Annotated in this window: 13 protein-coding genes; 2 read left to right on the plus strand and 11 right to left on the minus strand. The window is 61.8% G+C overall.

Annotated elements, in window-relative coordinates; genetic code table 11:
- Positions 1 to 13 precede the first annotated feature (13 nt).
- Positions 14 to 505: a thioesterase family protein gene (locus C4J90_RS24560; RefSeq protein ID WP_124421013.1), complete on the plus strand. Its 492-nt coding sequence runs from the start codon at positions 14 to 16 to the stop codon at positions 503 to 505.
- Between the two features lie 224 nt (positions 506 to 729).
- Complete coding sequence (locus tag C4J90_RS24565) at positions 730 to 993, plus strand: hypothetical protein (RefSeq protein WP_124421014.1); 264 nt, start codon at positions 730 to 732, stop codon at positions 991 to 993.
- Positions 994 to 1,081: 88 nt separating this feature from the next.
- Here the strand turns inward: C4J90_RS24565 and C4J90_RS24570 are convergent, their stop codons facing one another.
- The 11 genes from C4J90_RS24570 to pilM form a co-directional block, all read right to left on the minus strand.
- Entirely contained in the window at positions 1,082 to 2,185 is a 1,104-nt protein-coding gene (locus C4J90_RS24570) for a GlxA family transcriptional regulator (protein WP_124364728.1), read from the minus strand.
- Positions 2,186 to 2,685: 500 nt separating this feature from the next.
- Positions 2,686 to 3,753 carry a uroporphyrinogen decarboxylase gene (gene hemE / locus C4J90_RS24575; protein WP_124368627.1) on the minus strand — a complete coding sequence of 356 codons (1,068 nt, stop codon included), beginning with the start codon at positions 3,751 to 3,753 and terminating at the stop codon, positions 2,686 to 2,688.
- Positions 3,754 to 3,994: 241 nt separating this feature from the next.
- Complete coding sequence (locus C4J90_RS24580; protein ID WP_003171228.1) at positions 3,995 to 5,413, minus strand: FAD-dependent oxidoreductase; 1,419 nt, start codon at positions 5,411 to 5,413, stop codon at positions 3,995 to 3,997.
- Positions 5,414 to 5,445: 32 nt separating this feature from the next.
- The gene (gltB, locus tag C4J90_RS24585; protein WP_124405500.1) at positions 5,446 to 9,891 is read right to left on the minus strand and encodes a glutamate synthase large subunit; all 4,446 of its coding nucleotides are present in this window, start codon (positions 9,889 to 9,891) and stop codon (positions 5,446 to 5,448) included.
- A gap of 349 nt (positions 9,892 to 10,240) precedes the next feature.
- Entirely contained in the window at positions 10,241 to 11,812 is a 1,572-nt protein-coding gene (locus C4J90_RS24595) for an SPOR domain-containing protein (RefSeq protein WP_124364733.1), read from the minus strand.
- A 10-nt stretch (positions 11,813 to 11,822) separates the two neighbouring features.
- Positions 11,823 to 12,923: a 3-dehydroquinate synthase gene (gene aroB, locus C4J90_RS24600; RefSeq protein WP_124421015.1), complete on the minus strand. Its 1,101-nt coding sequence runs from the start codon at positions 12,921 to 12,923 to the stop codon at positions 11,823 to 11,825.
- A 125-nt stretch (positions 12,924 to 13,048) separates the two neighbouring features.
- On the minus strand, positions 13,049 to 13,567 hold the full coding sequence (gene aroK, locus C4J90_RS24605) for a shikimate kinase AroK (protein WP_003171222.1): 519 nt from the start codon (positions 13,565 to 13,567) through the stop codon (positions 13,049 to 13,051).
- A gap of 4 nt (positions 13,568 to 13,571) precedes the next feature.
- Complete coding sequence (locus C4J90_RS24610) at positions 13,572 to 14,954, minus strand: type IV pilus secretin PilQ (RefSeq protein WP_124421016.1); 1,383 nt, start codon at positions 14,952 to 14,954, stop codon at positions 13,572 to 13,574.
- Positions 14,955 to 14,966: 12 nt separating this feature from the next.
- Positions 14,967 to 15,938 (minus strand): pilus assembly protein PilP, encoded by a 972-nt coding sequence (locus C4J90_RS24615; RefSeq protein ID WP_124421017.1) that lies wholly within the window; start codon positions 15,936 to 15,938, stop codon positions 14,967 to 14,969.
- Positions 15,935 to 16,486 carry a PilN domain-containing protein gene (locus C4J90_RS24620; protein ID WP_124415780.1) on the minus strand — a complete coding sequence of 184 codons (552 nt, stop codon included), beginning with the start codon at positions 16,484 to 16,486 and terminating at the stop codon, positions 15,935 to 15,937. Before C4J90_RS24620 ends, C4J90_RS24615 begins: the two co-directional genes overlap by 4 nt.
- Positions 16,483 to 17,139, minus strand: coding sequence for a type IV pilus assembly protein PilM (pilM, locus tag C4J90_RS24625; protein WP_256658892.1), 657 nt, complete (start codon positions 17,137 to 17,139; stop codon positions 16,483 to 16,485). Before pilM ends, C4J90_RS24620 begins: the two co-directional genes overlap by 4 nt.
- Positions 17,140 to 17,237: the final 98 nt, after the last annotated feature.

Below are 17,237 nucleotides of genomic sequence, written 5' to 3' on the forward strand. Positions count from 1 at the left end.
CGAGTCTGGATCCATGCACGCATTGAAAATCTACACCACTAAAATCCTGCCTGAGTGGGTCGACTACAACGGCCACCTGCGCGATGCGTTCTACCTGCTGATCTTCAGCTACGCCACCGACGCACTGATGGATGTACTGGGCCTGGACAGTGACAACCGCGAAGCCAGCGGCCACTCGCTGTTCACCCTCGAGTTGCATCTGAACTACCTGCACGAAGTGAAGCTGGGAGCCGAAGTGGAGGTGCGCACCCAGCTGATCGCCCACGACGCCAAGCGCCTGCATCTCTATCACAGCCTGCACCCGGTGGACGATGACAAGGAACTGGCCGGCAACGAACAGATGCTGCTGCATGTCGACCTGGCGGGGCCGCATGCCACGCCGTTCACCGAGGCCACGCTGGAAAGGCTGACGGCTATCAGCGCCGCACAGGCCGAGCTGCCAATGCCCGTGCTGCTTGGCCGTGTCATTGGCTTGCCGGCAAAAAAAGCCCCGAGCCAGCCGTGACTGGATCGGGGCAGAGTGCCTTGTGTGAGCCGTGCATCCGGAGGGTGACCAAACCATCAAGCTGCGTGCCTGGGACCAGTGTGCCGGTAAGTGCACCTGGCGCATGGCCCGAAAACGACACCCTCATAGCCATCTGAGGCATTCACGCATTCTGCCCTTGCCGACCGCCTGGGCGGCTACCAGAATCGAGGTCGAACCCCGCTCCCCTCACCAGGATAAACGTCATGATGCATGCGGATTTGATTGACCAGGATGACCTGTTGGGCCAACTGCGCTCGTTGGGTTTCGAAGTGTCCAGCGGTGCCAGCGCCGAGCAGGCTTGCGAGTGCGCGGTACGCGGTTTGAGCGAGGCACGGGCCAAGGCGCTCAAGGGCATGGTTGAGCGGATGTACAGCGGCAGCGCGACGATTCTGCCGGCGGTGCGTCAGGCGATTGATAAGCAGTTGTTGCCGGCCTTGATGCAGTTCAGGCAGAGCTCCGGCGCCTGACAGAGTGCTATCGGGGGCAAGCCCCCTCCCACATTTGGAACGCGTTCCCCTGTGGGAGGGGGCTTGCCCCCGATGCAGTCAACCCGGTCTAGAGCCTCACACTGGCAAAAGTCGACTCATTCCTGGCCTGGCTCAACGCCGACATCGGCCCCGACAACGGTGACAACACCAGCGCCTGCGGAATCGGCAGCATCGCCACCTGCTGGGTGGTGTTGGAGCCTACACGCTCATCGCGCGGCGGAATGCCGAAGTATTCGCGGTAGCACTTGGAGAAATGCGGGGTGGACACAAACCCGCACACCGACGCCACTTCGATGATCGACATCGGCGTTTGCTTGAGCAACTGCCGCGCACGGATCAGGCGCAACTTGAGGTAGTAGCGCGACGGCGAACAGTGCAGGTATTTCTGGAACAACCGCTCCAGCTGGCGACGCGACACGGCGACATAGACCGCCAGTTCGTCCAGGTCGATGGGCTCTTCCAGGTTGGCTTCCATCAGCGCCACGATTTCCTGCAGCTTCGGCTGGTTGGTCCCGAGCATGTGCTTGAGCGGCACACGCTGGTGATCCTGTTCGTTGCGGATGCGTTCGTACACGAACATCTCGGAGATGGCGGCCGACAGCTCACGGCCGTGGTCGCGGCTGATCAGGTGCAGCATCATGTCCAACGGCGCGGTGCCGCCGGAGCTGGTGAAGCGGTTGCGATCGAGGGTGAACAGGCGTGTGCTCATGGCCACGCGGGGAAACGCTTCCTGCATCGACGCCAGGCATTCCCAATGCACGCTGCAATCGAAACCGTCGAGCAGGCCCGCACAGGCCAGGGCCCAACTGCCGGTGCAGACCGCACCGAGACGACGGGATTGACGCGCCTGGCTTTGCAGCCACGACACGTGTTCGCGGGTGACGGTGCGCTGGATGCCCACGCCACCGCACACGATCACCGTGTCCAGGGCCGGAGCCTTGTGCATGGCGGCATCGGGGGTGATCTGCAGGCCGTCACTGGCCCATACTTGGTTGCCGTCGACACTCAGGGTTGTCCAGCGATACAACTCGCGGCCGGACAGCTGGTTGGCCATGCGCAGAGGCTCCACGGCCGACGCCAGGGAAATCAGCGTGAAATTGTCCAGCAGCAAAAAGCCGATGGATTGAGGCGCACGGTTCTGGGGTTGAGCCCCGGAGTTGAACGACGTCATCGCAGTATCTCCTCACACAAAGCGGGTGATGGCCTCAGGCGAGGCTCTTGTTATTGCGCTCATCTCCTGAGAGGGAGAGAGGCTTTGAATTGATAGAGCAAATGCCATGCCTGAAATTGAATAGCCATTCAACAAATCCTGAAAACGACCTGTTGATGCGTCTATATAAGCCCGCCGATTAAACGCGAGATATGACGCACGAGGCCGGGGCCCAGAGGGCCGTGAGCAGATCGGTAGCACTTGTGGGAAGGCGCTTTGCGGGCGTAGGAGAAGTCTGTCACCCAACGCACGGGAGACGGGTGGTCGAGGGAGAAATCGTTCGCGAGCTACTTATCTATTTGCGACGCGCTAAAAGGTGGCGCTTTAGGCTCGGGTGTTCACTTTATGAGCAGTGCTGGCTGCCCTGGCGCTATCGGGGGCAAGCCCCCTCCCAGCGTTGAAATGTATTCACAGGTCAAAATGTGGGAGGGGGCAACCCCTTCCCACATTGGTCTTGCGTGTTACTCGTGATATTGCGCTGACAGCTCGTGCACCGCGCGCAGGAAGGCGCCGGCATGTTCCGGGTTCACCTCCGGGGTGATGCCATGACCCAGGTTGAACACGTGCCCGGTGCCTTTGCCGTAGCTGGCGAGGATGCGCCCGACTTCGGTGCGGATCGCTTCCGGCTTGGCGTACAGCACGGTCGGGTCCATGTTGCCCTGCAGCGCGACCTGGTTACCAACGCGGCGGCGGGCTTCGCCAATGTCGCAGGTCCAGTCCAGGCCCAGGGCATCGGCACCGGCGTCGGCGATGCTTTCCAGCCACAGGCCACCACCCTTGGTGAACAGAATCACCGGCACCTTGCGGCCTTCGTGTTCGCGGATCAGGCCGCTGACGATCTTGCGCATGTAAGCCAGGGAGAACTCCTGGTACGCCGCCGCCGACAGGTTGCCGCCCCAGGTATCGAAAATCTGCACCGCTTGCGCGCCGGCCATGATCTGGCCATTGAGGTAGGACGTGACCGACTGCGCCAGCTTGTCCAGCAGCAGGTGCATGGCGTGCGGGTTGTCGTAGAGCATGGCCTTGGTCTTGCGGAAGTCTTTCGACGAGCCGCCTTCGACCATGTAGGTGGCCAGGGTCCATGGGCTGCCGGAGAAACCGATCAGTGGCACGCGGCCGTTGAGCTCGCGGCGGATGGTGCTGACGGCATCCATCACGTAGCCGAGGTCTTTGTGCGGATCAGGGATCGGCAAGGCTTCGATATCAGCCAGGGTACTGACGACTTTCCTGAAACGCGGGCCTTCGCCGGTCTCGAAGTACAGGCCTTGGCCCATGGCGTCCGGGATGGTGAGGATATCGGAGAAGAGGATGGCCGCATCCAGCTGCGGGTAGCGGTCCAGCGGCTGCATCGTGACTTCGCAGGCGAACGTAGGGTTCATGCACAGGCTCATGAAGTCGCCGGCATTGGCGCGACTGGCGCGGTATTCCGGCAGGTAGCGACCGGCTTGACGCATCATCCACACGGGCGTGACGTCTACGGGCTGCTTGAGCAGGGCACGAAGGAAACGGTCGTTCTTGAGGGCAGTCATGTCGGCATCCGCAAAAAAAGTGCGGGCATTTTCTCAGAGCGCGACGCAAAAGGCACGGAATGCGCCGTGCCTTTTGTCTATCGGGTCAATTTGTCGCGGACATGGAAACGCTGCAAAACCAATGTGGGAGGGGGCTTGCTCCCGATTGCGGTGGTTCAGTTATAGATACTGAAACTGACACACCGCTATCGGGAGCAAGCCCCCTCCCACATTTTGATCCCATTTCAAGCGGGGATCGGGGTCAGACTTGCAGGTAGTCCAGGATCCCTTCCGCGGCGTTACGGCCTTCGAAGATCGCGGTTACCACCAGGTCCGAGCCGCGCACCATATCGCCGCCGGCGAAAATTTTCGGGTTGCTGGTCTGGTGCTTGTACTGGCCTTGCTCCGGGGCCACAACACGGCCCTGGCTGTCGGTCTGGATCTCGAACTGCTCGAACCACGGCGCCGGGCTTGGGCGGAAACCGAAGGCGATGACCACGGCGTCGGCCGGGATGATCTCTTCGGAACCCGGGATGGGCTCAGGGCTGCGACGACCACGGGCGTCCGGTTCACCGAGACGGGTCTCGACCACCTTCACGCCTTCGACGCGGTCTTCACCAACAATCGCGATCGGTTGGCGGTTGTAGAGGAATTTCACGCCTTCTTCCTTGGCGTTCTTCACCTCTTTGCGCGAACCGGGCATGTTGGCTTCGTCACGGCGATACGCACAGGTCACCGACTTGGCGCCCTGGCGGATCGAGGTGCGATTGCAGTCCATCGCGGTGTCGCCACCGCCAAGCACCACGACCTTCTTGCCTTTCATGTCGACGAAGTCTTCCGGCGACTTTTCAAAGCCCAGGTTGCGGTTGACGTTGGCGATCAGGAAGTCGAGCGCGTCATACACGCCCGGCAGGTCCTCACCGGCAAAGCCGCCCTTCATGTAGGTGTAGGTGCCCATGCCCATGAATACCGCATCGTATTCGGCGAGCAGTTGCTCCATGGTGATGTCTTTGCCGATCTCGGTGTTCAGGCGGAACTCGATGCCCATGCCGGTGAACACTTCGCGACGGTTGCTCAGTACGGTCTTTTCCAGCTTGAACTCGGGGATGCCGAAGGTCAGCAAGCCGCCGATTTCCGGGTTCTTGTCGAACACCACCGGAGTCACGCCACCACGCACCAGCACGTCGGCACAGCCCAGGCCCGCAGGGCCCGCGCCGATGATCGCGACGCGCTTGCCGGTCGGCTTGACCTTGGACATATCCGGGCGCCAGCCCATGGCGAACGCGGTATCGGTGATGTACTTCTCCACCGAACCGATGGTCACCGCGCCAAAACCGTCGTTGAGGGTGCACGCGCCCTCGCACAGACGGTCCTGCGGGCACACCCGGCCGCAGACTTCCGGCAGGGTGTTGGTCTGGTGCGACAGCTCGGCGGCGGCGAGGATGTTGCCCTCGGCCACCAACTTGAGCCAGTTGGGAATGAAGTTGTGCACCGGGCACTTCCATTCGCAATACGGGTTACCGCACCCCAGGCAGCGGTGGGCCTGGTCGGCCGAGTGCTGGGGTTTGAAGGGTTCGTAGATCTCCACGAACTCTTTCTTGCGTTGACGCAACAGTTTCTTCTTCGGATCTTTGCGCCCGACATCGATGAACTGGAAGTCGTTATTCAGACGTTCAGCCATGTTAAAACCTCATCAAACTGTTCAGGCGCATATCACTGCGGGTTGGCACGGATGCTGGAAAGCAACGATTTCAGGTTGGCAGCCTTGGGCTTGACCAGCCAGAAACGACGCAGGTAGTCATCGAGGTTTTCGGCGAGGTTACGCCCCCATTCACTGCCGGTTTCCTCGACGTACTCGTCCAGCACGTGCTGCAAGTGGTTTCGGTATGACTCCATGGCTTCGCCGCTGATCCGCTGGATCTCGACCAACTCGTGGTTGACCTTGTCGACGAAGGTGTTGTCCTGGTCGAGCACGTAGGCGAAACCGCCGGTCATGCCCGAACCGAAGTTGTAACCGGTCTTGCCCAGTACCGCGACAAAGCCCCCGGTCATGTACTCGCAGCAGTGATCGCCGGTGCCTTCCACCACGGTGTGGGCACCGGAGTTACGCACGGCGAAACGCTCACCGGCGGTACCGGCGGCGAACAGCTTGCCACCGGTGGCGCCGTACAAGCAGGTGTTGCCGATGATGGCGCTGTCCTGCGACTTATAGACGCTGCCGAGTGGCGGAACGATCACCAGCTTGCCGCCGGTCATGCCCTTGCCCACGTAGTCGTTGGCGTCGCCTTCCAGGTACATGTGCAGCCCGCCGGCGTTCCACACGCCGAAGCTCTGGCCCGCAGTGCCCTTGAAGCGGAAGGTGATTGGCGCTTTCGCCATGCCCTGGTTGCCGTGCTTGCGCGCGATTTCGCCGGAAACACGAGCGCCGATGGAACGGTCGCAGTTGCAGATATCCAGGGCGAATTCGCCACCGCTGGCATCGTTGATCGAGGAACCGGCCAGGTCGACCATCTTCTCGGCCAGCAGGCCTTTGTCGAACGGCGGGTTGCGGTCTACCTGGCAGAATTGTGGCTTGTCTGCCGGGATGTGATCGCTGCCCAGCAGCGGCGTCAGGTCCAGGTGTTGTTGCTTGGCGGTCTGGCCTTCGAGGATATCCAGCAAATCGGTACGACCGATCAGCTCTTCCAGCGAGCGCACGCCCAGCTTGGCCAGCCACTCACGGGTCTCTTCGGCGACGTAGGTGAAGAAGTTCACCACCATGTCCACGGTGCCGATGTAGTGATCCTTGCGCAGCTTCTCGTTCTGAGTGGCGACGCCGGTAGCGCAGTTGTTCAGGTGGCAGATGCGCAGGTATTTGCAGCCCAGTGCGATCATTGGCGCGGTGCCGAAGCCGAAGCTCTCGGCGCCGAGGATTGCGGCCTTGATCACGTCGAGGCCGGTTTTCAGGCCACCGTCGGTCTGTACCCGGACTTTGCCGCGCAGGTCGTTGCCACGCAGGGTCTGGTGGGTTTCGGCAAGGCCCAGTTCCCATGGCGCACCGGCGTATTTGATCGAGGTCAGCGGCGATGCGCCGGTACCGCCGTCGTAGCCGGAGATGGTGATCAGGTCGGCATAGGCCTTGGCCACGCCAGCGGCGATGGTGCCCACGCCCGCTTCTGCTACCAGCTTCACCGAGACCAGCGCCTGCGGATTGACTTGTTTGAGGTCAAAAATCAGCTGCGACAAATCTTCAATCGAATAGATGTCGTGGTGCGGCGGCGGCGAAATCAGGGTCACGCCGGGTACCGCATAGCGCAACTTAGCGATCAGGCCGTTGACCTTGCCGCCGGGCAGTTGGCCGCCTTCACCGGGCTTGGCGCCCTGGGCCACCTTGATCTGCAGCACTTCGGCGTTGACCAGGTATTCCGGGGTCACCCCGAAACGGCCGGTGGCAACCTGCTTGATTTTCGAACTCTTGATGGTGCCGTAACGCGCCGGGTCCTCACCGCCTTCGCCGGAGTTGGAACGCGCACCCAGGCGGTTCATGGCTTCGGCCAGGGCTTCGTGAGCCTCGGGCGACAAGGCGCCCAGGGAAATACCGGCGGAGTCGAAGCGCTTGAGGATCGATTCCAGTGGTTCGATTTCGCTGATGGCCAGCGGCGTGTCCAGGGTCTTGACCTTGAACAGGTCGCGGATCATCGACACCGGGCGGTTATCCACCAGGCTCGTGTACAGCTTGAACTTGGCGTAGTCGCCCTGCTGCACGGCGGCTTGCAGGGTGCTGACCACGTCCGGGTTATAAGCATGGTATTCGCCACCGTGCACAAACTTGAGCAGGCCGCCTTGCTGGATTGGCTTGCGCGCGCTCCAGGCTTCGGCCGCCAGGGCTTTCTGTTCGGCTTCGATGTCGACGAAACGCGCACCCTTGATGCGGCTCGGAACGCCACGAAAGCTCAGCTCGCAGACTTCTTCGGACAGGCCGATGGCCTCGAACAGTTGCGCGCCACGGTAGGAGGTGACGGTGGAGATGCCCATCTTCGACAGGATCTTCAGCAGGCCTTTGGTGATGCCCTTACGGTAGTTCTTGAACACTTCGTAGAGGTCGCCCAGCACCTCACCGGTACGAATCAGATCGCCGAGCACTTCGTACGCAAGGAACGGATACACAGCCGAGGCGCCGAAACCGATCAACACGGCGAAGTGATGCGGGTCACGGGCGGTGGCGGTTTCCACAAGGATGTTGGAGTCGCAGCGCAGGCCTTTTTCAGTCAGGCGGTGATGTACCGCGCCCGTCGCCAGGGCGGCATGGATCGGCAGCTTGCCTGGGGCGATATGACGGTCGGTCAGCACGATCTGGGTACGACCGGCGCGCACGGCTTCTTCGGCCTGGTCGGCGACGTTGCGCACAGCGGCTTCAAGGCCCAGGCTCTCGTCGTAGTTCAGGTCAATGATCTGGCGATCGAAGCCCGGACGCTCCAGGGTCATCAAGGAGCGCCACTTGGCCGGGGAAACGACCGGCGAGCTGAGGATCACGCGGGACGCGTGCTCCGGCGACTCCTGGAAAATGTTGCGCTCGGCACCCAGACACACTTCCAGGGACATCACGATGGCTTCGCGCAGCGGATCGATCGGTGGGTTGGTCACCTGGGCGAATTGCTGGCGGAAGTAGTCGTACGGCGTGCGCACACGCTGGGACAGCACGGCCATCGGCGTGTCATCGCCCATGGAGCCGACCGCCTCGTAGCCTTGCTCGCCGAGCGGACGCAGCACCTGGTCGCGCTCTTCGAACGTAACCTGGTACATCTTCATGTATTGCTTGAGCTGGTCGACGTCGTAGAAAGCCGAACCGTGGTCGTTGTCTTCCATGGTCGCCTGGATGCGCAGGGCGTTCTTGCGCAGCCATTGCTTGTACGGGTGACGGGACTTCAAACGGTTGTCGATGGCGTCGGTATCGAGGATCTGCCCGGTTTCGGTGTCCACAGCGAGGATCTGGCCAGGGCCTACGCGGCCTTTGGCGATCACATCTTCAGGCTTGTAGTCCCACACGCCGATTTCCGACGCCAGGGTGATAAAACCGTTGGTAGTGGTGACCCAACGCGCCGGGCGCAGGCCGTTGCGGTCGAGCAGGCACACCGCGTAGCGACCATCGGTCATGACCACGCCGGCCGGGCCGTCCCACGGTTCCATGTGCATCGAGTTGTACTCATAGAACGCCCGCAGGTCGGGGTCCATGGTCTCGACGTTCTGCCACGCTGGCGGAATGATCATGCGCACGCCACGGAACAGGTCGATGCCGCCGGTGACCATCAGCTCGAGCATGTTGTCCATGCTGGAGGAGTCGGAACCGACGCGATTGACCAGCGGGCCGAGCTCTTCCAGGTCCATCAAATCATTGGCGAACTTGGTGCGACGGGCCACGGCCCAGTTGCGGTTGCCGGTAATAGTGTTGATCTCGCCGTTGTGGGCGAGGAAGCGGAATGGCTGGGCCAGCGGCCACTTCGGCAGGGTGTTGGTGGAGAAGCGCTGGTGAAACACGCAGATTGCGGTTTGCAGGCGCTCATCGCTCAGGTCCGGATAAAAGGCGGTGAGGTCCGCCGGCATCATCAGGCCTTTATAAATGATGGTTTTGTGGGAAAAGCTGCAGATGTAGTGGTCGGTATCGGCGGCGTTGGCCACCGACGAACGACGGCGGGACGTGAACAGTTTGATCGCCATGTCCTGGTCGCTCAGGCCGTCGCCTGCGATGAACACTTGTTCGATCTGCGGCAGGCGCTCCAGGGCCAGGCGGCCGAGTACGCTGGTGTCGATCGGCACTTTGCGCCAGCCGACGAGCTGCAGGCCGGCAGCAACGATCTCGCGGTTCATGTTCTCGCGAGCAGCTTCGGCTTTAACCGGGTCCTGGTTGAAAAACACCATGCCCACGGCGTACTGCTTGGGCAGCTCGACGGCGAAGTGCTCTTTGGCGACCGCGCGCAGGAACTGGTCGGGCTTTTGAATCAGCAAGCCGCAACCGTCACCGGTCTTGCCGTCGGCGTTGATCCCACCGCGGTGGGTCATGCAGGTCAGGGCCTCGATGGCCGTTTGCAAAAGGGTATGACTGGGCTCGCCCTGCATGTGGGCTATCAGGCCGAAACCGCAGTTATCCTTGAATTCATCGGGTTGGTACAGACCTGCTTTCATAGACACTTTCTCACCAGGCTGCCTCTTATATCGAGGCAAATTTCTTTTCAATTCAACCGGTTACCTTCCACGCCGAACGTGCGCCGGCTTAGCGGGGGCAAAAGGGAGGTCATTGTACACACCGCCACAGACGCTCACAAATTTAGCGACGAAATGTCGCAAATCTATGTCGCATTTATGAAAGGTTTAAAGCGATATGCTGTGCTAGTCAAAACTTTTTTAATTCTGACCGCTACGACTCAAAAGCTACCGTGACGCAGACACCACAAAGCGCGCGGCCTTCAGGGCTGCACGCTGTTGTAGTTTTTTGAGGTGCCGGGAGGGCGGCCTGGGTAAGGCCGCCGGATCTTCAGCGAGTTGTTGCCAGTTCTTGTTGAACGCTGGCAACAGTGCGAGGCCAAGGTTTACCAGCCTGAACCTTCGCTGGCAAGGCCTTGATGGCGGAATCGGCTGCGGCGCGGCTTGGGAAGCTGCCGTAGGTGATCACATACAGCGGCTTGCCGTTGAGCACTTTCTTGAAATAACGGTACTGGCCGCCCTGCTCTTTGACGAACGCCTGCGCGTTGGCCTCGGAGCTGGTGCCGAGTATCTGCACCACGAAGTTGCCGGTGGGCTGGCTGCTGTACCAGCTGCTGCCGGCAGCGCCGGCCTTGGCAACGGTGGCCGCCGGTTTTTCCGCCGGCTTGGCCGCTGGAGCAGGCGTTGGCGCGGGCTTGGTCACCGGCGCAGGCGCAGGCTTGGCTGTGGCAACCGTCGGTGCCGGGGTCGGCTTGGCAGCTGGCGCAACCGGTGCAACGGGAGTCGCTGGCGTACCGGCAGGCACGCCCGCAGGTGGCGCGGTGGTGGTCACGGTTGGCGGTGTCGCGCTGGAGCCTTCCACCGGCACGCCGTCGTCGCCTTCGGAGATACCACCGGCTTCTTCGGCCAGCGGGCCGCGCATCACAGGTTGGCCGACCATCGGCAGGTTGGTCGGTTGGCCGGAATTGGCGAATTCGACGTTCGGCGTGGGCTTGCCCAGTGGCAACTGCGCCTGTTCGGTTGGCGCGCCAGCGGTTGCCGGTGCCTTGCTGCGGCCTGGGATCAACCAAGCGGCGGCAACAGCGACCACGACAACGGCAGAAATAGCCAATACGTGCTTCTTAGGCATAGTGAACCCCATCTTTGGACGCTTGACCGCAGAGCGGCTGGCAATCATGGCTTCGATCATTGCATCGCGGGCAACCTGATTGATGTTGCCAGGCCAGCCATCGGAGCTTTCGTGAATATCAGAGATCTGCGCAGCGGAGAAAAGTTCGATACCCGCCCCCGCGCCCTCAAGGCGTTGAGCCAGGTATTCGCGGGTCTCTTCTTCTTCGTACGGCTGCAATTCGATGACGTGGAACAGCTCTTGTTCACCGCTGATCTGCTCCAGATCGGCGATCAGTGACGACTCGCCAAACAGGAACACATGGGGACGCCCTTCCGGGGTACCCGCCGCCAGCGCCAACAAGGCTTCCAGGGCGGATTCGTCGAGCTGCTCGGCGTCATCTACCAGCAGATAGACTTCCTGGCCGGTCAGGCCCAGTTGCACCACCTGCTTGAGAATCGCGTTCGGCTCAGGGTTGGCCACGTCCAACGCCTGCGCAACCTGGCGCAACACGCCCGCCGCATCACCGGCACCACGGGCCGAGACGACGACGCTCTGCACCGATTGCTTGTTGGTGCTGGCAACCAGCGCCTGGCGCAGCAAGGTCTTGCCGCTGCCCAACGGCCCCGTCACCACCAGCAGCAACTGGCTGTAGCGCGCGAGATGGTGCAATTGCCCCAGTACCGGCTTGCGCTGGGCAGGGAAGAATTTGAAACCAGGTACCCGAGGCGCAAAAGGGTCGTGGCTCAGGTGGTAGTGGCCGAGGAACGCCTCGTCGGCATGCAAACTAGTCATCGGGATCTTATTAACCTTTAAGCTGGGCCAGGGCGCGGTAATCCGCTCCCAGCGTGGCCTGTAAAATCTCTTTCGGATAATCGTCGGTCACCACCGCTTCGCCCATGTGGCGCAACAGCACCAGTCGCAGTCGACCGTCGATCACTTTCTTGTCTATCGCCATGTGTTCCAGGAAATCCGCCTCGCTCATTTCAGGCGGCGGAATCACCGGCAAACCGGCGCGCTGGAACAGACGGATACCGCGATCACGCTCCTGGACGCTGATCCAGCCCAGGCGCTGCGACATCTCCAATGCCATCACGGTGCCAGCCGCTACGGCTTCCCCATGCAGCCACACACCATAGCCCATGTGGGTTTCGATCGCATGGCCGAAGGTGTGGCCCAGGTTCAGGGTAGCCCGCACACCGGACTCCCGTTCGTCGGCATTCACCACCAACGCCTTGGCCGCACAGGAGCGGGAAATCGCTTCGGTGAGTGCCACCTGGTCGAGGGCGCGCAAGGCGTCCATGTGTTCTTCCAGCCAGGTCAGGAAGGGCTCGTCGCAGATCAGCCCGTACTTGATGACTTCCGCCAAGCCCGCCGACAGCTCGCGGGGTGGCAGGGTATTGAGGGTTGCGGTGTCAATCAGCACGGCCTGCGGCTGATAGAACGCGCCGACCATGTTCTTGCCCAGCGGGTGGTTGATACCGGTCTTGCCGCCCACCGACGAATCGACCTGGGACAGCAGCGTGGTCGGCACCTGGATAAAGTCCACGCCACGCTGGTAGCAGGCGGCCGCGAAGCCGGCCATGTCACCGATCACACCGCCGCCCAGAGCGACCACGGTGGTACGGCGGTCATGCCGTGCGCTCAGCAGGCCATCGAAAATCAGTTGCAGGGTTTCCCAGTTCTTGTGGGCTTCGCCGTCGGGCAGGATCACCGAGATCACCGAGTACGCCGCCAGGCTGCGGCTCAGACGCTCAAGATACAGCGGCGCCACCGTTTCGTTGGAGATGATCGCCACTTGCCGACCGGCAATATGCGGTGCGAGCAGCTCGGGTTGGTCCAGCAGACCTTCGCCAATATGGATCGGGTAGCTGCGCTCGCCTAGATCGACCTTAAGTGTCTGCATGTGTCCCCGCGTTGAAGATATTTTGACGACCGGTAACGCCTGGATCAGACGCTGCCTGATGGCTCTACGCCACACCCCGCGAGGTCATGGCGCGCCGCCGAGAATAGCGCATTTGCGGCCAGGCTTTAACGGGGTGGTAGCCGTTGCAGGCGCTCAAGAATGTCGAGCACCACCATTCGCGGCGGCCGTTCATCGGTTTCCACCACCAGATCGGCAATTTCCCGATACAGCGGATCGCGCAGCGCCAGCAGGTCTCGCAGGGTTTTTTCCGGGTTGGCCGTGCGCAGCAACGGGCGATTGCGATCACGGGCGGTGCGGCCCACCTGCTGCTCCACCGAGGCATGCAGGTACACCACTCGCCCCCCGGCGTGCAGGGCGCGGCGATTTTCATCGCGCATCACCGCGCCACCGCCGGTGGCCAATACCACGCCATCGCAGCCGCACAGTTCGGCAATCATTGCCTGTTCGCGGTCGCGAAAGCCCAGCTCGCCTTCCTTATCGAAGATCCATGGGATATTGGCACCCGTGCGCAATTCAATTTCCTTATCGGAATCTTTGAATGGCAGGCGCAGCTCTTTGGCCAGCAAACGGCCGATGGTGCTTTTTCCAGCCCCCATCGGCCCTACAAGAATCAAATTTCGCACAGAATCAACGACTCACAGCAATCGCCTGGTTATTCATGATACGCGGAGTCAGGAATACCAGCAGCTCGGATTTTTTCTCCGCCCGCACATCGCGCCGGAAAAGGCGGCCAAGATACGGCACATCGCCTAAAAATGGCACTTTATCTACCACTTTGCTTTGGGTATTGGAGAAAACCCCGCCGATGACAATGGTCTCGCCATCCTTGACCAGGACCTTGGCATTGACCTCGTTTTTCTTGATCGGCGGAACATCGTTGAGCTTGTTCAGATAGTCGGGCTCGTCCTTGGTGACCTTGACCACCATGATCACATGATCGTCGGGGGTGATTTGCGGCGTGACCTCCAATGACAGCGAGGCTTCCTTGAACGACACCGAGGTTGCGCCCTGGGACGTGGATTCCTGGTAGGGGATCTCGGTGCCCTTGAGGATGCGTGCGGTTTCCTTGTCCGAGGTGACCACCTTGGGCTGTGAGACGATTTCGCCGTTGCCGGACTTTTCCATGGCGGTCAGCTCAAGGTCCAGCAGCAGGTTGTCGGTGATAAAGGCCAGTCCCAAGCCCGAGGTGGCGGTCAGCGAACCCAGGTCGACGAAGGGTGAGCTGGGTGGGTTCTCTGGTAGCTGCGCGCCGTCCGCCTGGGGCTTGGGGATACCGCCGGCGCTCCAATTGCCGCGATTGAGCCGCCCACCCCAGCGTGCGCCCAAGCCTTTGTCGTAATCGACATTGGCCTCGACGATGCGCGCCTCGATCATCACCTGGCGCACCGGCACATCCAACTGCGCCACGATCCGCCGCAGTTCTTCCAGCCGCTCTCCAGTCTGGTAGGCGATGATATTGTTGGTGCGGTCGTCGACCGCCACCGAGCCGCGCTCGTCGGTGGCGCCTTCAAAGCCGGTAACTGACTGGAACAGCTTGGCCAGGTCCGCTGCCTTGGCATAATTGACCTGCAGCAACTCCCGGCGTAAGGGTGCCAGCTCAGCCATCTGCTTGCGCGCCTCCAGCGTCAGCAGTTCGCGAGCGGCCAATTCGTCAGCCGGCGCCACCAGCAAGACGCCAGCCTTCACCCGTTTGTCCAACCCCTTGGCTTGCAGCACCAGGTCCAGCGCCTGGTCCCAGGGCACCTCCTTGAGCCGCAGGGTGATCGAACCTTGTACCTCGTCACCGGCCACCAGGTTGAGGCCTGCGACATCGGCGATTTGCTGCAGCGCCGCGCGCAGATCGATGTTCTGGAAATTGAGATTCAGCTTGTCGCCGGTGTAGCCGACCGAAGCAGCACTTTCGGGCGGCGGCAATTGGATCAGGTCGAGGCGATTGGGTACAGCAGCAGCCTTCGGCACCGTGAACGCTATCCATAGCGCCACACCGAAGCACGAGAAAATCCTTTTCATGGTTTGATTCCGTTATGAGTTGACGTTCATTACCAGGGTTCGCGGGCGCTCCAGCCAGAGGCCCTGTTCATCGGGAAAGCGCTCGATCAGCTCGACATGACTGTCCTGGATGGACATGACCTGGCCATGATCGGGCCCGAGGTAGTCACCGACCGCCAGCCGATGCACTGTCGGTCCGGCACGCAATAGCGCGAAGGTCTGTCCACCGCCCGACAGCGTACCGACCATGGCGAACTGCTCGATTGCGATGCCCTCCAGCGGCCCGCGAGGCCGAGTGAGGTCTGGAGCAAGGGCCGCTCGCCCAGGCGTGTGCTCCGCCTGCAAGGCGGGGCGTTGAAACGGGTCGCGCAGGGATGATGAGTCATAAACAAAGCGCGGAGCCGGGACGACCGCCTGGGACGCGCTGCCGCCTGGCGACGCACTTCGATAGGCCTTGGCCAGCAGGTCAAGACGCAACAATGCCCCTTCAGGCCGCACCGCCACGTCATGCACCGTGACGATGCGCTGCAACCCGCCCAGGGCACTGACGAACGCCGCCAAGTCGTGATAGGCCCCCGTAGCGGCAATCTCCACGGGCTGCTCGACATGGAACGGCAGCGACGCCTCATCCAGCACCGCGACGCCTTCGATCCAGACGCCTTTGGCAACCGCCAGCCGGGCGATGTCCTCCAGCAAGCCCGGCACGGAGGACTCACCGGACAACTGCCCTTGAAGGCCCGCGACAGTCTCTTCCATCCCCCTGACTTGTTCGGTGTACGCCTCAAGCTCGGCGGCCAAGCCGGTTTTTTCTTCGAGCTGCGCTTGCAGCGCCTGCTCCCGAGCCTCTAGGCCGTGCAGTCGCTCCCGCGAAGCCCCCAGGTAAACCCCCTCTCCAAGCAACAGCACCAAGCCGGCCAGCGCACAGCCAAGCAGGGCCTTTCCAGGCCAGGGCCATTTTGCAGCGTTGTAGGAGAGTGCGGAAAAGTCGAGCCTGGGCAGGCTCATGGTTGCGCCTCGATGGTTTCCCCCTGACGCACCATCAACTGAAACTCGTGATCGCCGCGCTCGCCCTCTGCGCGCACCCGCTCGAGCCGCGCGGAGTGGCCACCCTGTGACGCCTCCAACCGACGCATCAACTGGGCGATATCCTGATTGCTGTCGGCACTGCCACGAATGCTGATCGTATCGCCACTCGCGACCACTTCATGCAGATGAACGCCATCGGGCATCGCGCGCGCCAACTGATCGAACAGCCGAGCACCGGAAGAGCGCGCATCGTGCAGGTCCTGCACGACCTTCATGCGCTGCGCCAATTGCTGGCTTCGCTCCTGCAGGTCGTCGATGGTCTTGATGCGTGAGTCCTGCACGGCGACATCCCCGTTCAGGCGCACATTGCGGGTAACCTGCCGGTCGATCGCCTGGTCGATCACCTGGTCAGCCAGCCACACCGCCGCGAGCGCCAGGCAGGCAAATACCAGCAACAGTGCCAGGAAATATTTGCGGCGCCGCTCCGCCAGCAACCGGCGCCAGGGCAAAAGATTGATTCGTGTCATCCAGCGAAACTCCTCAGGGCTAACCCGCAAGCCACTCCCATCCCCTGGGCATCGACGGCCCATTGTGCGCCATCGACTCGATGACCCGGCATGAAGCTGGCAAAATCCTGACGGCAAGCGCGCTCCAATGCAAACGCTTCGACATCCACTACCTGCGTCACCAGCCCGGCCAGGGCCAGCGCCGCCTCGCGGGCCTCGACCTGCTCACGCAGGCACGCCACCAGCAACACCTCGACCCGCCCCGCTTCCTGGGGCGATGGCCCGCGCACCTGAAAATCGATGGCGACCTCGTCCAGAGGATAAGGAATGTACTGGTCGGCCTCCATCTGTATCTGCCAGGCCATCTCTTCGTCGCCCAGGTCCGTGTCCATTTCGATCACCCGCGTAATGACCGAAGGGCCCGCCACCGCGACGGCCGCGTGCCTGGTGCCACTGTGCAAGCGGGATAATGCCTGGTGCAGCGCCCGCCCTACGCCGTCGAGGTCAAGCAATGTGCCATCGACCACCGCATGTGCCGGCAATACCTGCGTGACATACCGCTGAATGCTGAAACCTTGCGCCGAACGGCCCAGCTCGACCAGCTTGATACCCTGGTCATTGATGTCAACGCCGAGGACGACGTCGAGTTTTCGCCTGAAAAATCCCTTTCCCATAAAACTCCCTAAAGCTTTGCCTGTCTTACCGCCTGATTGCCGCCGGGCAGCGTGCATTCGGTCGACTTGTTTGAGCCGCGCGAATGACGCCCGAAGGC

The sequence above is a fragment of the Pseudomonas sp. R2-60-08W genome (assembly GCF_003852335.1).
Taxonomy (GTDB): Bacteria; Pseudomonadota; Gammaproteobacteria; order Pseudomonadales; family Pseudomonadaceae; genus Aquipseudomonas.

Excerpts from the sequence above, each read along its gene's own strand:
- C4J90_RS24620 (WP_124415780.1), bottom strand. The coding sequence starts at position 16,486 with ATGACACGAATCAATCTTTTGCCCTGGCGCCGGTTGCTGGCGGAGCGG.
- pilM (WP_256658892.1), bottom strand. The coding sequence starts at position 17,139 with ATGGGAAAGGGATTTTTCAGGCGAAAACTCGACGTCGTCCTCGGCGTT.
- C4J90_RS24570 (WP_124364728.1), bottom strand. The coding sequence starts at position 2,185 with ATGACGTCGTTCAACTCCGGGGCTCAACCCCAGAACCGTGCGCCTCAA.
- C4J90_RS24580 (WP_003171228.1), bottom strand. The coding sequence starts at position 5,413 with ATGGCTGAACGTCTGAATAACGACTTCCAGTTCATCGATGTCGGGCGC.
- C4J90_RS24595 (WP_124364733.1), bottom strand. The coding sequence starts at position 11,812 with ATGACTAGTTTGCATGCCGACGAGGCGTTCCTCGGCCACTACCACCTG.
- gltB (WP_124405500.1), bottom strand. The coding sequence starts at position 9,891 with ATGAAAGCAGGTCTGTACCAACCCGATGAATTCAAGGATAACTGCGGT.
- aroB (WP_124421015.1), bottom strand. The coding sequence starts at position 12,923 with ATGCAGACACTTAAGGTCGATCTAGGCGAGCGCAGCTACCCGATCCAT.
- C4J90_RS24560 (WP_124421013.1), top strand. The coding sequence starts at position 14 with ATGCACGCATTGAAAATCTACACCACTAAAATCCTGCCTGAGTGGGTC.
- C4J90_RS24615 (WP_124421017.1), bottom strand. The coding sequence starts at position 15,938 with ATGAGCCTGCCCAGGCTCGACTTTTCCGCACTCTCCTACAACGCTGCA.
- C4J90_RS24565 (WP_124421014.1), top strand. The coding sequence starts at position 730 with ATGATGCATGCGGATTTGATTGACCAGGATGACCTGTTGGGCCAACTG.
- hemE (WP_124368627.1), bottom strand. The coding sequence starts at position 3,753 with ATGACTGCCCTCAAGAACGACCGTTTCCTTCGTGCCCTGCTCAAGCAG.
- C4J90_RS24610 (WP_124421016.1), bottom strand. The coding sequence starts at position 14,954 with ATGAAAAGGATTTTCTCGTGCTTCGGTGTGGCGCTATGGATAGCGTTC.